General features: G+C 71.3%; 15 protein-coding genes. 9 read left to right on the top strand and 6 right to left on the bottom strand.

What is annotated here, in order from left to right:
- Positions 1-690: 690 nt before the first annotated feature.
- Genes QQ657_RS34970 through mrf form a run of 4 tightly spaced genes read right to left on the bottom strand, consistent with a single transcriptional unit; the run spans position 691 to position 3,405 of the window.
- Positions 691-1,758 (bottom strand): GTP-binding protein, encoded by a 1,068-nt coding sequence (locus QQ657_RS34970; RefSeq protein WP_284746587.1) that lies wholly within the window; start codon positions 1,756-1,758, stop codon positions 691-693.
- Positions 1,755-1,904: a 50S ribosomal protein L32 gene (gene rpmF / locus QQ657_RS34965; protein WP_125316285.1), complete on the bottom strand. Its 150-nt coding sequence runs from the start codon at positions 1,902-1,904 to the stop codon at positions 1,755-1,757. The genes QQ657_RS34970 and rpmF overlap by 4 nt, the downstream gene beginning before the upstream one ends.
- On the bottom strand, positions 1,904-2,158 hold the full coding sequence (locus QQ657_RS34960) for a type B 50S ribosomal protein L31 (protein ID WP_284746586.1): 255 nt from the start codon (positions 2,156-2,158) through the stop codon (positions 1,904-1,906). The genes rpmF and QQ657_RS34960 overlap by 1 nt, the downstream gene beginning before the upstream one ends.
- Positions 2,155-3,405 (bottom strand): ribosome hibernation factor-recruiting GTPase MRF, encoded by a 1,251-nt coding sequence (gene mrf, locus QQ657_RS34955; RefSeq protein WP_284746585.1) that lies wholly within the window; start codon positions 3,403-3,405, stop codon positions 2,155-2,157. Before mrf ends, QQ657_RS34960 begins: the two co-directional genes overlap by 4 nt.
- Positions 3,406-3,483: 78 nt before the next feature.
- Between mrf and rpmB the strand changes: the two genes are divergently transcribed.
- The 7 genes from rpmB (at position 3,484) to cobA (ending at position 8,693) form a co-directional block, all read left to right on the top strand.
- Positions 3,484-3,720, top strand: coding sequence for a 50S ribosomal protein L28 (rpmB, locus tag QQ657_RS34950; RefSeq protein WP_284746584.1), 237 nt, complete (start codon positions 3,484-3,486; stop codon positions 3,718-3,720).
- A complete protein-coding gene (rpmG, locus tag QQ657_RS34945) occupies positions 3,720-3,887 on the top strand; it encodes a 50S ribosomal protein L33 (RefSeq protein WP_003091682.1) in 168 nt (55 codons plus the stop codon). Before rpmB ends, rpmG begins: the two co-directional genes overlap by 1 nt.
- On the top strand, positions 3,887-4,192 hold the full coding sequence (gene rpsN, locus QQ657_RS34940) for a 30S ribosomal protein S14 (RefSeq protein ID WP_284746583.1): 306 nt from the start codon (positions 3,887-3,889) through the stop codon (positions 4,190-4,192). Before rpmG ends, rpsN begins: the two co-directional genes overlap by 1 nt.
- Positions 4,189-4,443: a 30S ribosomal protein S18 gene (gene rpsR / locus QQ657_RS34935; protein ID WP_284746582.1), complete on the top strand. Its 255-nt coding sequence runs from the start codon at positions 4,189-4,191 to the stop codon at positions 4,441-4,443. The genes rpsN and rpsR overlap by 4 nt, the downstream gene beginning before the upstream one ends.
- A gap of 88 nt (positions 4,444-4,531) precedes the next feature.
- Positions 4,532-5,593 carry an ATP-binding protein gene (locus QQ657_RS34930; RefSeq protein ID WP_284746581.1) on the top strand — a complete coding sequence of 354 codons (1,062 nt, stop codon included), beginning with the start codon at positions 4,532-4,534 and terminating at the stop codon, positions 5,591-5,593.
- A complete protein-coding gene (locus QQ657_RS34925; protein ID WP_284746580.1) occupies positions 5,590-7,419 on the top strand; it encodes a vWA domain-containing protein in 1,830 nt (609 codons plus the stop codon). The genes QQ657_RS34930 and QQ657_RS34925 overlap by 4 nt, the downstream gene beginning before the upstream one ends.
- Positions 7,420-7,466: 47 nt before the next feature.
- On the top strand, positions 7,467-8,693 hold the full coding sequence (gene cobA, locus QQ657_RS34920; protein WP_284746579.1) for a uroporphyrinogen-III C-methyltransferase: 1,227 nt from the start codon (positions 7,467-7,469) through the stop codon (positions 8,691-8,693).
- On the opposite strand, the gene QQ657_RS34915 is transcribed toward cobA, so the two are convergent.
- Together QQ657_RS34915 and QQ657_RS34910 are read right to left on the bottom strand one after the other, a co-directional pair.
- Positions 8,644-9,216 carry a hypothetical protein gene (locus QQ657_RS34915; protein WP_284746578.1) on the bottom strand — a complete coding sequence of 191 codons (573 nt, stop codon included), beginning with the start codon at positions 9,214-9,216 and terminating at the stop codon, positions 8,644-8,646. The genes cobA and QQ657_RS34915 overlap by 50 nt on opposite strands.
- A gap of 28 nt (positions 9,217-9,244) precedes the next feature.
- Positions 9,245-10,123, bottom strand: a complete 879-nt coding sequence (locus QQ657_RS34910) for an alpha/beta fold hydrolase (RefSeq protein ID WP_284746577.1) — start codon at positions 10,121-10,123, stop codon at positions 9,245-9,247.
- Positions 10,124-10,271: 148 nt separating this feature from the next.
- On the opposite strand from QQ657_RS34910, the gene QQ657_RS34905 reads away from it, so the two are divergent.
- A complete protein-coding gene (locus QQ657_RS34905) occupies positions 10,272-11,114 on the top strand; it encodes a crotonase/enoyl-CoA hydratase family protein (protein ID WP_284746576.1) in 843 nt (280 codons plus the stop codon).
- Positions 11,115-11,130: 16 nt separating this feature from the next.
- Positions 11,131-12,840 carry an AMP-binding protein gene (locus tag QQ657_RS34900; protein ID WP_284746575.1) on the top strand — a complete coding sequence of 570 codons (1,710 nt, stop codon included), beginning with the start codon at positions 11,131-11,133 and terminating at the stop codon, positions 12,838-12,840.
- Positions 12,841-12,961 lie beyond the last annotated feature (121 nt).

The raw sequence follows: 12,961 nt of genomic DNA, 5'->3' as shown, positions 1-12,961 counted from the left end.
CGATCCGGCCGGCACCTTCGTGGCGGCGGACCACCCTGGCGGTTCGGCGACGGTTTCCTACACGCCGCAGGCATCCGGGCCCGACGATCTCTACGTGGCGAGCGTCGACAGCGCGGGCAACCGGTCGCCGCACCACATCCACCACTTCTACGTGCAGTCGACGGAGCCGCGGGTCGACGCGCCCAGTGAAACCGGTGTCGGAGTCCCGGCCGAGGTCCGCTTCTCGCCCGGCATGGCCGATGTCGTCTCGTACACCTACCGGATCGACAACGGTCCCGAGACCACCGTCGCGGCCTCGGCCGACGGAACCGCGACCGCGAACGTCGTCACCGCGAACCCGGGGTCCCACCGGCTCAACGTGTGGAGCACGACCAGCACGGGCTTGAGGTCCGGCACCGCCGACCCGAGCTACACGGCCAGTGAGGCTCCTCTCGTGGCGAGCACCGACTACCCGGACTTCGTGGGCAGCGGCGGCCCCGGCATCCCCGGCGTCTTCACCTTGACTCCCCGTACGCCGGGCGTCGTCGAGTACGTCTACTACTTCAACGAGGACTGGGACAATCCGACCGTGGTCCCGGCCGACGCCGACGGCCGGGCCAGCTTCACCTTCACCCCCGACGCGTCGGGTTTCTACCCCATGCAGGTCTACAGCCGGACCGCCGGCGGCGCCCAGTCGAACCGCGGCCGCGACTACTTCATCGTGGTGAACCAGGCCACCGGCTCCCAGTCCGGGAACGGGTCCGGCCCGGTCGCGTCGCCCAGGCAGCCGTCCAGTGCCTTCAGGAGTGCTTCCTCCGCCAGTTCGACGCCGATGAACACCAGCTCCTGACGCGGCTCGTCCGCCACGCCCTGGGGTTCGAACCGCGCCACCGTCCCGGCCTGGGACCACAGCCCGATCACCCCGGGCCGGGACGCCAGCGCGAAGAACCCCTTGGAGCGCAGCACGGTCCCGAACTCACCGGAGTCCAGGCGCCGCGCGACGAAGTTCCACAGTGCTGCCGGATCGAACGCGCGTGAGGCGCGGAAGACCACGCTCGAGATGCCGTACTCCTCGGTCTCCGGCACGTGGTCGCCGTTCAGTTCGGTGACCCAGCCCGGCGCCTCCTGGGCCTTCGCCGCGTCGTACCGGCCGGTGCCGAAGACCCGGTCGAGGGGCACTTCGCCGAAGCTGCCCGTGACGACGTCGGCGGCGGGGTTGAGCCGCCGCAGCGTCGCCACCAGACGCTCGGCCTCGGGCGCGGGAACGAGGTCCGTCTTGTTCAGCAGCAGGACGTCGGCGAACTCGACCTGGTCCATGAGCAGGTCGCTGACCGTCCGTTCGTCGTTCTCGTACTGGTCCAGCCGACGCTCCACGAGGGAGTCACCGGCGGCCAGTTCACGGGCGAAGTTCGCCGCGTCCACCACCGTCACCATGGTGTCGAGGCGGGCGACCGAGTCCAGGAACGTGAACGTCGCCGCCACCGGCATCGGCTCCGAGATCCCGCTCGACTCGATCAGCACGTGGTCGAAACGGCCCTCGGCGCAGAGCCGGAACACCTCCTCCAGGAGGTCCTCCCGCAGGGTGCAGCAGATGCACCCGTTGGTCAGCTCGACGAGGCGCTCCCGCGAGCGCACGAGCGCCGCGTCGATGTTGACCTCGCTCATGTCGTTGACGATCACCGCCACCCGCGTCCCCGGCCGGCCGGCGAGGATGCGGTTGAGCAGCGTCGTCTTGCCGGCGCCGAGGAAACCGGACAGCACGGTGACCGGGACGGTCACGAGTGGAAGTGCCGCATCAGCCGGCGCGGGACCAGCCGGACCTCGCCGTCGACCTTGATCGGCACCAGATCCGGCACCGCGGCCTTCCACTGCGAACGCCGGGAACGCGTGTTACTACGCGACTTCTTGCGCTTCGGGACGGCCATCAGCGCGTCCCGCGCTTGCCGTAGCGGCGGTGGAACTTCTCGACCTGCCCGGCGCTGTCCATGATGCGCTGGGTGCCGGTCCAGAACGGGTGCGACCACGAGCTGATGTCGACCATCACGAGCGGGTAGGTCTCGCCGTCGGTCCACTCGATGGTCTTCTCGGACGTGATGGTGGAGCGGGTCAGGAACGCGTCGCCGGTGGACGAGTCCTTGAACACCACGGGGTGGTAGTCGGGGTGGATGCCTGTCTTCACTGGTCTTCCTTTCGGTTCGCCGCGGTCGCGTCGTGGCGCGCCGGGTCGTTTTCGGTGTCCTCGCACGGCTCTTCGTGCCAGTCGCCGAACGGGTCGGGGTAGTGCTGCCACACCCCGGGGCCGGCGGCCAGTTCTTCTTCAGTGAGTAGAGCGCCGCGCAGGGCCGCGTCGATCTCGTCGGGCGTTGTCTGGTCCGTCACCACGACGAGTTCCTGCGCGCGGTCGCCGTGTACCGGGTCCCAGCGCAGGGACGCGAGGGTGCGGCGCTCGGGCGAGACGTCCGTCCACTCCGGACCGCCCGGCGCCGCGAGCCACGGCCCGGCGTGGCCGATGCCCAGCCCGCCGCCTGCCGACTCGATCCAGAACGCGACGTCCGGCTGGCTGGCCACCCAGGCCCGTCCGCGGGTGCGCACGACGCCGTCGAGCAGGACGTCGAGCGCGTCGTGGAGCCGTTCGGGGTGGAACGGCCGCTGCGCGGTGAACGTGACCAGGCCGATGCCGCAGTCGACGTGCACCGGCGGTTCGCCGCGCAGCAGCGCGCCGTGCATGTCGGTGACTTCGCCGCGGCGGGCGTCCTTCGGCACGGCGTGGAGCACGCTGTGCCCGTCGATCCGCGACAGTTCCACCCGCGGGACCGAGGGCGCGACCCGGTCGAGGATCGCGGACGCCTTCGCGGCGGTCCACGCGTCGGTGGCCGCGCCGGCCAGCACGAGGACGTCGGCGAACTCGACCTGCGACAGCGCGACCTGCGCGACCGTGCGCTCGTCCTCCGGGCTGGCCTGCAGGTTCCGCTCGGCGAGCACGTCGTCGCCGGTCGCGTCGGCGAGGAAGGTCGCGCAGTCCACGACGGTGAGCACGGCGCGCAGGTCGACGTCGTCGCTCACCGGGTGGTCGCCGACCACGACGTTCCGGATCGCCCAGCTCACCGGCTCCGGCTCCATGGCCTCGTCGAGCCGGACGACGATCCGGCGCACCTGCGGCATCCGCGCCAGGTGCCGCAGCAGCGGGAGCAGGTCCTCGCGCAGGGTGCACGACACGCAGCCGTGGGCCAGTTCGAGGACGGTCAGCTGGTCACGCTGCTCCAGCCGGAGCCGGCGGCGGACGACGCCGGAGTGGATCTCGCGCAGGTCGTGGTGGACGACGGCGGTGCCGGGCCCGGCGACGCGCAGCAACTCGGCGAGTTCGGCGTTCGGTCCCGGGGCGAGGCCGCTGACGAGGACGACCGGGACGCGGGGATCAGGGGTCACGAGAGCTCCAGGAATACGGGCGGGGTACGGTGCGTAGAGTAGATGAAAACGACAACCACTATCAACTCGGGAGGGTCCGTGTCCGCCGTGTGCCAGGTCACCGGCCGCAAGCCGGGCTACGGCAAGCAGGTCTCGCACTCGCACCGCCGCACGTCCCGGCGCTGGGAGCCGAACCTGCAGAACCGTCGCTACTTCGTGCCCAGTGAAGGCCGCTGGGTGCGGCTGCGCGTCTCCGTCAAGGGCATGAAGACGATCGACAAGCGCGGCATCGAGGCCGTCGTGGCCGAACTGAAGGCAAGGGGAGTGAAGCTGTAATGGCGAAGAGCACCGACGTCCGCCCGATCATCAAGCTGCGGTCCACCGCGGGCACGGGCTACACGTACGTCACGAAGAAGAACCGGCGGAACGACCCGGACCGGATGGTCCTGCGCAAGTACGACCCGGTCGCGCGCAAGCACGTCGAGTTCAAGGAAGAGCGCTGATGGCCAAGAAGTCCAAGATCGCGAAGAACGAGCAGCGGAAGGTGATCGCGGCGCGGTACGTCGAACGCCGGCGCGCGCTCAAGGCCGTCATCGCCTCGCCGTCGTCGTCTCCGGAGGAGAAGGGCGAAGCGGTCGTCGCGCTGCAGAAGCTGCCGCGCGACGCAAGCCCGACGCGCATCCGCAACCGGGACGCCGCCGACGGGCGCCCGCGCGGGTACCTGCGCAAGTTCGGGTTGTCGCGGGTGAAGATGCGCCAGGCCGCGCACCACGGCGAGCTGCCCGGCGTCACGAAGTCGAGCTGGTGAGCCGGATGCCGAAGCCGAACCGTGACCGTCCCGCCCGCCGCAAGGTGAACCTGTTGCGCGCCAACAAGATCACCGAGGTCGACTGGAAGGACGCCGACCTGCTCCGGAAGTTCATCTCCGACCGCGGCAAGATCCGGGCCCGCCGCGTCACGGGATTGACACCGCAGCAACAGAAACAGATCGCCACGGCGATCAAGAACGCGCGCGAGATGGCCCTGCTGCCGTACCCGGCATCGGGTCGCGCGAACTAATTCGGATGCGCACGCTGGGCGGGCGCGGGATCATGGGCTCACGAAAGGGGGCGTCGCAGCAGGATGTCCTGACCGAGGAGGTCCACGCTTGCACGCCCAGCTCACGGTCACGCCCGCCCAGCTGCCCGAAGTCCTGCTCAACACCGCCGTCGTCCGGCCGGTGTTCCTCTGGGGCGCGCCCGGCATCGGGAAGTCCTCCCTGGTAAGGGATTTCGCCGCTTCGCTGGGTCTCGAATGCGTGTCGCTGCTCGGTACCCAGCTCGCGCCGGAAGACCTGATCGGCGTCCCGCAGATCGTCGACGGCCGCAGCCGGTTCTGCCCGCCGGAGCAGATCGCGCGCGACGAGCCGTACTGCCTGTTCCTCGACGAGCTGAACGCCGCCGCGCCCGACGTCCAGAAGGCGTTCTACTCGCTCATCCTCGACCGCCGGATCGGCTCGTACGAGCTGCCGGCGGGTTCGGTCGTGATCGGCGCCGGCAACCGCGCCACCGACCAGGCGCTCGCCCGCCCGATGGCGTCCGCGCTGGTCAACCGCCTGGTGCACGTCCACCTGCGTGCCGCCGCGGGCGACTGGCTCACGTGGGCCGCCGGGCACGCCATCCACCCGTGGGTGATCGAATACCTGACCCAGCGGCCGGACCACCTGTGGAGCCCGCCGCCGAAGACCGAGGAGCCGTTCTCGACGCCGCGGTCCTGGCACATGCTGTCCGACCTCCTGCACTCCTACGGCGACCCGGCCGGCGACGAGACGATCGCCCTGCTCGCGTACGCCACGCTCACGCCGGCGCACGCGGGCTCCTTCCGCGCGTACCTCAAGGTGGCGCGGCACGCGTTCGACCTGGAGGCGATCCTCAAGGGCGACGCGCGCTGGCCCGCCGAGCCGGGCGACCGCGACCTGCTCTACTTCCTCGCCGAGACGTTCCGCGCCCGGCTGGTCAAGGACCTGCCGGCGGACAAGCGGCACGCGTCGGCGGCCGTCCGCCAGTTCGCCTTCCACGCCAAGAGCCTGCTCGTCGAGCTGGCCGAGATCTCCCTGGAGATGGCGCAGCTGGTCATCGCCGACGACGAGGCCGGTCACCCGCGGCTGCCGTCGTGGTTCCTGGTCGAAGCGGCCCGCGACCTGCCGCGGCTGGTCGCGGCGCGGGCATGAACGCCAAGGCTGAGGCCAAGCGCCGGACCAAGGCGATAGACGACGGCTGGGCCCAGGCGCGCTCGCACACCGTCCTCGAGCACCTCGCCCGCGGCGCGAGCCTGAGCGCCGAGAGCGTCGGCGGCTGGGGCGTCGTCAACGATCGTGGCGTCATCACGCCGAATCGCGCGCGCGACGCCGATCCGGGCGAGTGGGCCTGGGTGTTCGCGCACCTCCTGCTCCACCTCGGCCTCGGTCACCTCGACGACGAGCCGGTCATCGACGAGGCCTACGGCGTCGCCTGTTGCGTGGCCGTGCACCGGTTCGCCCAGGCAATCCGGGTCGGCACCCCCGTCTTGGAGCTGCCGGACCTGCCCGGCACCGACGAAGAGGCGCTGACCAGGGCGTGGCGGGAGACGGGCGTGCCGGAGCTGTTCACCGACCTAGGCACCGGCCGGCCGTGCTTGGCGCACGCGCCGCCGCTTTCGCGCTGGGAACTGGCCTACCGCGGGAAGCCGGAACCGTGGACCGAGCGCTTCGCCCGCGGGCTGATCGCCTCGGCGACCGACGCGATGGAACGCGCCGCGGACGCGCGCGGGCAGACCCGGCACCGACGCGCGATGGGGGAGTGGGACCGCGCGCTCGCGTGGTTCGTCTCGTCGTTCCCGCTGCTCGGCGCGATCGCCGCCGGGTTCACCCTGGTCGTGGACGCCGAGGTCGTCCGGGCCTGGGACATCTCGCTGGCGGCGGTCGACGCCGAACACGGCGAGATCTACGTCAACCCGAGTGCCGCGCTGACCGCCGAAGAATGGCGGTTCGTGCTGGCCCACGAGATGCTGCACGCCGCGCTGCGCCACGACCGCCGGGTGCTGGGCCGCGACCCGTACCTGTGGAACGTCGCCTGCGACTACGTCATCAACGGCTGGCTGGTCTCGATGGGCGTCGGCGAGCTGCCCGACGGTAGCCTGCACGACCAGCAGCTCACCGGGATGTCGGCGGAGTCGGTGTACGACACGCTGACCACCGACATCCGCCGCGCCCGCAAGCTGATGACCCTCGGCGGCCGGTCCGCCGGGGACGTCCTGGGTGACTGGCTGTCCGAACCGGAGGCGGCTCAGCGCCGGTCGTCGCGGCGGGAGTCGCGGCCGCTGCCCTGGCGGACCGGCGACCGTGCCGGCGGCGTCGACCTCGACGAGTTCTACCGTCGTGCGCTCACGCAGGGACTCGAGTACCACCACGCCCGGGGCCGAGGGCTGCTGCCGCTCGGGCTGGAGCAGGAGATCCGGGCGCTGGACCACCCGCCGCTGCCCTGGGACGCGCAGCTGGCGCGCTGGTTCGACGAGCACGTCCGGGTGGAGCTGCCGGTGCGCAGCTACGCGCGGGCGTCGCGCCGTCAGTCGGCGACGCCGGACATCCCGCGGCCGGGGCGCGTCCGCCCCGAACGGCTCGACCGGCGCGCCACCTTCGGCGTCGTGCTCGACACGTCCGGCTCGATGAACGCGGAGCTGCTGGGCAAGGCACTGGGCGCGATCGCGTCGTACGCGCTGGCCCGGGACGTCCCGGCGGCCCGGGTGGTGTTCTGCGACGCGGTCGCCTACGACGCCGGCTACCTCGCGGTGGAGGACATCGCCGGCCGGGTGAAGGTCCGCGGCCGCGGGGGCACGATCCTGCAGCCCGGCGTCGACCTGCTCCAGCGCGCTGACGACTTCCCGGCCGACGGCCCGATCCTGATCATCACCGACGCGATGTGCGACCACGTCCGGCCGCGACGCGAGCACGCGTACCTGGTGCCGAGGGGTGCGCGGCTGCCGTTCGTGGCGCGCGGACCGGTGTTCCGCGTGGCGTGACCCACGCTGGGCTGGCGCGCGGGTGAACCGTCAATAAACTCCCGCCCATGGACGATCCCCATTACCTGTCCGGCCTCCAGCTGTCCGGCCGCCGCGTCGTCATGTTCGGCGGCGGCTCGGTCGCTCAGCGGCGGCTGCCCCGGCTGATCAGCGCGGGTGCCCGCGTGGAACTGGTGTCGCCGCACACGACGCCGTCGGTGCAGGGGATGGTGGACGCGGGCGAGCTGGTCTGGCACGAACGCCGCTACGCCTCCGGGGACCTGAAGGATGCCTGGTACGCGCTGGCCTGCACGAACGACCCGGCGGTGAACGCGGAGATCTGCGCCGAGGCCGAGCGCGAGCGGGTCTTCTGCGTCCGCGCCGACGAAGGCGAGTCGGGTTCCGCGGTGACCCCGGCGTCCGGCCGCCACGGCGGCCTCCTGTTCGGTGTCCTCTCCGGCGGCGAGCCGCTGCGCTCGGCCGCGGTCCGCGACTCGATGCTCGACGGCCTGCACGACGGCACGATCGAGGACGGCCGTCAGCCGCACCCGGAGGGCACCCTGCCCGGCGTCGCGCTGGTCGGCGGCGGCCCGGGCGACCCGGAGCTGATCACGGTCCGCGGCCGTCGGCTGCTCTCCCGCGCGGACGTCGTGGTGGTCGACCGGCTGGCCCCGCGCGAGCTGCTCGACGAGCTGGCCCCCGAGGTCGAGATCGTCGACGCGGCCAAGATCCCGTACGGCCGCGCCGCCAGCCAGGACGTCATCAACAGCACGCTGATCGAGAAGGCCAAGGAAGGCAAGTTCGTCGTCCGGCTCAAGGGCGGCGACCCGTACCTGTTCGGCCGCGGCTTCGAAGAGGTGCTGGCCTGCGCGGAGGCGGGCGTCCCGGTGACGATGGTCCCGGGCATCACGAGCGCGTTCGCGGTCCCGGCGGTGGCGGACGTCCCGGTGACCCACCGCGGCGTCGCGCACGAGGTCGTGGTGGTCTCCGGCCACGTCGCCCCGGGCGACGACCGGTCGCTGGTCGACTGGGAGCTGCTGGCGCGGATGCGCGGGACGATCGTGCTGATGATGGGCGTGGAGCGGCTCCCGCAGTTCGCGAAGGCGCTGCTGGACGGCGGCCGCCCGGCCGCCACCCCGGTGGCGATCATCGAGGACGGCACGATGCGCACCCAGCGGGCCTTGCGGTCCACTTTGGACACTGTGGTCACCGACGCGGCGGCCTCGGGAGTCCGGCCGCCGGCGATCATCGTGATCGGCCCGGTGGCCGGCCTCGCGCCGGTTCGGTCTTCGTAGCGCGGCGGGCGGCGGCGAGGATCGCATCGGCGACGTCGGGCAGCGGCAGGCGGCCGTCGACGACGACGGTCGCTCCGAGCCGCCGGTAGGCGGACTCGGCGCCTTCGTTGGCTTCGAGGGCCGCCGCCAGCTCCTCCGGGTGCTTGCCGAAGGAGTTCGAGGTGCGGGTCAGCAGCCGGTCCCGGAGCGTGTCGTCATCGACCACCAGGCAGACCACGAGGTCGAAGAGGTCCCGCAGATCCCCGTCGTTCTCGGTGGATCCGCAAAAGAACGCGATCTCGTCGCGTGCCTTCGCCGCGAGGACCTCGACCGCCGCGCGGCTGGTCTGCCAGCCGAAGCGGTCGAGCCAGCCAGCCGGTACCGGGTCGGGGGGATCGGCGACGACCTGTCCGCTCGTCCGGTCCACCCAGTGGTTGTAGCCCTCCCAGTCCGCGTCGACCGCGTGCTCGCCCCGGCTCTTCAGGAGCGCGCAGACCGCCGACTTGCCGGCTCCCGAGTTGCCGGTCACCCACACCAACGGCACCGGCGAAGCCTCTCACCTCGAGTCGCGGTCAGTCTTCGTAACAGCTCGCGGCGAAGTCCCGGATCGCGTCCGACAGCCGGGTCGGGTCCAGCCTCAGCTCGACCGGGCTGCGCGCCTGGACGAACTCCGCGTCCGGCATGTCCACCGCCAAGGTGTCCGCGTCGCCGAACGGGTGGATCGGGTCGCCCTCGTGGCCGATCACCAATGCCCGCGTCGTGATCTTGCGGCGCACCGACTTCGGCGGCGCGATCCGGCCGAACAGCACCCCGTGGAGCAGTGCCGCCATCGGGGCCGGCTGCTGGGACAGCGTGTCCGTGACGACGTCGACCCACTGGTTGCCGTGCGGGACCAGGGACGCCACCAGCGCCACCGCCTGGACCGTCACCGGCAGGAACCGGGCCGCCATCAGCAGCGGGGCGAACGTGAACAGCCCGGCGACGATCGCGTTGTCCAGCACCGGCATTTCGACGATCAGCCCGCGCGCCCGCGAAGGCGCCGACACGGCCACTTCGAGCGAGACGTTCGCACCCAGCGACGTCCCGCCGACCACCGCCGACTCCACTTCGAGGTGGTCGAGCAGCGCCAGTGTCTGTTCGGCGAACGAGGGCATCGAGTAGAGCCACGACTCGGTCGGCCGGTCGGAGTCGCCGTGGCCGAGCAGGTCGAGCGTGACCACCCGGAACCCGGCGCGGGCCAGCCGGCGCGCGAGCGGGGCGTGCATCCGGCGGGTCAGCATGATGCCGTGGGTGAGGACGACGACCTTGTCGCCGCCGCCGAACTCCGTGTACCAGAGCCGGTGGCCCTCGTGGTCGAACGAGCCGGTCAGCTCGATGGGGCGGGACTCGCGCCGGGCGGCCGGCGCCGGGGGTTCCGGCTCGATCAGGGTCGCGCTGCTCGCCGGGCTCATGTCCCACCGTCCTCCCCGCTTCGTGGTCACCTACGTCCAGGAAAACATCCCATGACCACGTTGGCACAGTGATTCCCGGCAGTGACTCCCGCGTCAATTGACATCATGCCAATGGCGGCTCGTCGCGGGCATGGGTCAAGATGACCTCATGACCGCTACTGCTGACAGTCTGCCCGACCTCGTCTCCCTGAAGGTCGACGTCGACGGCCCCGTGGCCGAAGTGACGCTCCTCGGCCCGTCGAAGGGCAACGCGATGGGGCCGGACTTCTGGCGCGAACTGCCGCTGGTCTTCCGCGCGCTGGACGCCGACCCGCAGGTGAGGGCCGTGGTGCTGACCGGCAGCGGGGCACACTTCTCCTACGGCCTCGACCTGCCGGCGATGATGGGCGACTGGGCGCCGATGCTCGGTGGGGACAACCTGGCCGGGCCGCGGACGGCGTTCCTCGACCAGGTCAAGTCGCTGCAGGCCGCGGTCAGCTCGATCGCGGAATGCCGCAAACCGGTCATCGCGGCCGTTTCGGGCTGGTGCATCGGCGGCGGGGTCGACGTCGTCGCCGCCGCGGACATCCGGCTGGCCAGCGCCGACGCCAAGTTCAGCGTCCGCGAGGTGCGCGTCGCCATCGTCGCGGACCTCGGCAGCCTCCAGCGGCTCGCCTCGATCGTCGGCGAAGGCCACCTGCGCGAGCTCGCCCTGACCGGCAAGGACATCGACGCCGCGCGCGCCGAGAAGATCGGCCTCGTCAACGATGTCCACGCCGACCAGGACGCCCTGCTGAAGGCCGCGCGCGAACTCGCCGGGGAGATCGCTGCGAACCCGCCGCTCGTGGTGCAGGGTACGAAGCAGGTACTGGCGACGAACACCGAGCGCCAGGTCGCCGACGGCCTCCGGTACGTCGCGGCGTGGAACTCGGCGTTCCTGCCCAGCAAGGACCTCGGCGAAGCGGTCCAGGCGTTCATGGAGCGCCGGAAGCCGGAGTTCAAGGGCGAATAGAGCAGGAGGCAGCAGGGTGAGCAACGGCGCTTCGGAAGTCCACCACGCGTTCCGCGTGGCGCGGGACTACCTGCAGACCCACCGCGAGGACTACGACACGGCCTACCGCGACTTCGCCTGGCCGGAGTTCGACGAGTTCAACTGGGCGATCGACTGGTTCGACGTCGTCGCGCACGACCCGGACAACGCCGAGCGGTACGCGCTGTGGATCGTCGAGGAGGACGGCACCGAGAACCAGTGGACCTACCCGGAGCTGTCCGGCCGGTCCAACCAGGTGGCGAACTGGCTGCGGAGCCTCGGTGTCCGCCGCGGCGACCGGCTGATCCTCATGCTGGGCAACCAGGGCGAGCTGTGGGAGACGATCCTCGCCGCGATCAAGCTCGGCGCCGTGATCATCCCGGCGTCCACCCTGCTCGGGCCGGCCGACCTGGCCGACCGAGTGGAGCGCGGCGCGGCCAAGCACGTCGTGGTCCGGTCGGTGGACGCGGAGAAGTTCGCCGGTATCGAGGGCGACTACACGCGGATCGCGGTGGGGGAGCCGGTCGAGGGCTGGCAGCCGTACTCGGCCGCGTTCGCCCAGTCGCCGGAGTTCGCCCCGGACGGCCCGACGAAGGCCGGCGACCCGCTGCTGCTCTACTTCACCTCCGGCACGACGGCGAAGCCGAAACTGGTGCAGCACACGCACGTTTCGTACCCGGTGGGTCACCTGTCCACGATGTACTGGATCGGGCTCGAGCCCGGTGACGTCCACCTGAACATCTCCTCGCCCGGCTGGGCGAAGCACGCGTGGAGCAACTTCTTCGCCCCGTTCAACGCCGAGGCGACGGTGTTCCTCTACAACTACAGCCGGTTCGACGCGAACGGGCTGATGGCCCAGATGGACCGGTGCGGCGTCACGAGCTTCTGCGCGCCGCCGACGGTGTGGCGGATGCTGATCCAAGCGGACCTGACGGCGCTGAAGACCCCGCCGAAGAAGGTCGTCGGGGCGGGGGAGCCGCTCAACCCCGAGGTGATCGAGCAGGTCCAGAAGTCGTGGGGCGTCACGATCCGCGACGGCTTCGGTCAGACCGAGAGCAGCGTCCAGATCGCGAACACACCCGGCCAGGACGTCGTGCCCGGCTCGATGGGCCGCCCGCTGCCCGGGTTCGTGGTGGCACTGGTCGACCCGGTCAGCGGCGAACGGGCTTCGGAGGGCGAGATCTGCCTCGACCTGGAGTACCGCCCGGTGGGCCTGATGACGGGCTACACCGGCGACGACGAGCGCACGTCGGCGGCCTTCGGCGGCGGTTTCTACCACACCGGTGACGTCGGTTCGGTCGACGAACGCGGCTACATCACCTACGTCGGGCGCACGGACGACGTGTTCAAGGCGTCGGACTACCGGATCTCGCCGTTCGAGCTGGAGAGCGTGCTGATCGAGCACGAGGCGGTGGCGGAGGCGGCGGTCGTCCCGGCCCCGGACCCGATCCGGCTCGCGGTGCCCAAGGCGTACGTCGTGCTGGCGGCCGGTCACGAGCCGACGGCGGAGACGGCGAAGGCGATCCTCGCGTACTGCCGGGAGAACCTGGCGCCGTACAAGCGGATCCGGCGGCTTGAGTTCGCGGAGCTGCCCAAGACGATCTCGGGCAAGATCCGCCGCGTCGAGCTGCGCGGCCGCGAGAACGACCCGGCCCGCGGCGCCGGCACGGAGTTCCGCGAAGAGGACTTCCCGGACCTCAAGTCCTGACAGCAAGACCGGTCGTGAGTGGGAAACAGTGTTGGTATGTGAATCGAGGTGACCAGGGCAGGGCGTAGCCCCCGGCGAGCGGAGCGCTGCCGGTTGTTGCCGGGTGGTGCTCTCAGGCGGC

Source organism: Amycolatopsis ponsaeliensis, from assembly GCF_030182635.1.
In the GTDB taxonomy this organism is placed as follows: Bacteria; Actinomycetota; Actinomycetes; order Mycobacteriales; family Pseudonocardiaceae; genus Amycolatopsis; species Amycolatopsis ponsaeliensis.
This window is presented reverse-complemented; position numbering and strand designations above follow the sequence as displayed.

Excerpts from the sequence above, each read along its gene's own strand:
- rpmF (WP_125316285.1), bottom strand. The coding sequence starts at position 1,904 with ATGGCCGTCCCGAAGCGCAAGAAGTCGCGTAGTAACACGCGTTCCCGG.
- rpmG (WP_003091682.1), top strand. The coding sequence starts at position 3,720 with ATGGCGAAGAGCACCGACGTCCGCCCGATCATCAAGCTGCGGTCCACC.
- rpsN (WP_284746583.1), top strand. The coding sequence starts at position 3,887 with ATGGCCAAGAAGTCCAAGATCGCGAAGAACGAGCAGCGGAAGGTGATC.
- QQ657_RS34925 (WP_284746580.1), top strand. The coding sequence starts at position 5,590 with ATGAACGCCAAGGCTGAGGCCAAGCGCCGGACCAAGGCGATAGACGAC.
- cobA (WP_284746579.1), top strand. The coding sequence starts at position 7,467 with ATGGACGATCCCCATTACCTGTCCGGCCTCCAGCTGTCCGGCCGCCGC.
- QQ657_RS34910 (WP_284746577.1), bottom strand. The coding sequence starts at position 10,123 with ATGAGCCCGGCGAGCAGCGCGACCCTGATCGAGCCGGAACCCCCGGCG.
- QQ657_RS34905 (WP_284746576.1), top strand. The coding sequence starts at position 10,272 with ATGACCGCTACTGCTGACAGTCTGCCCGACCTCGTCTCCCTGAAGGTC.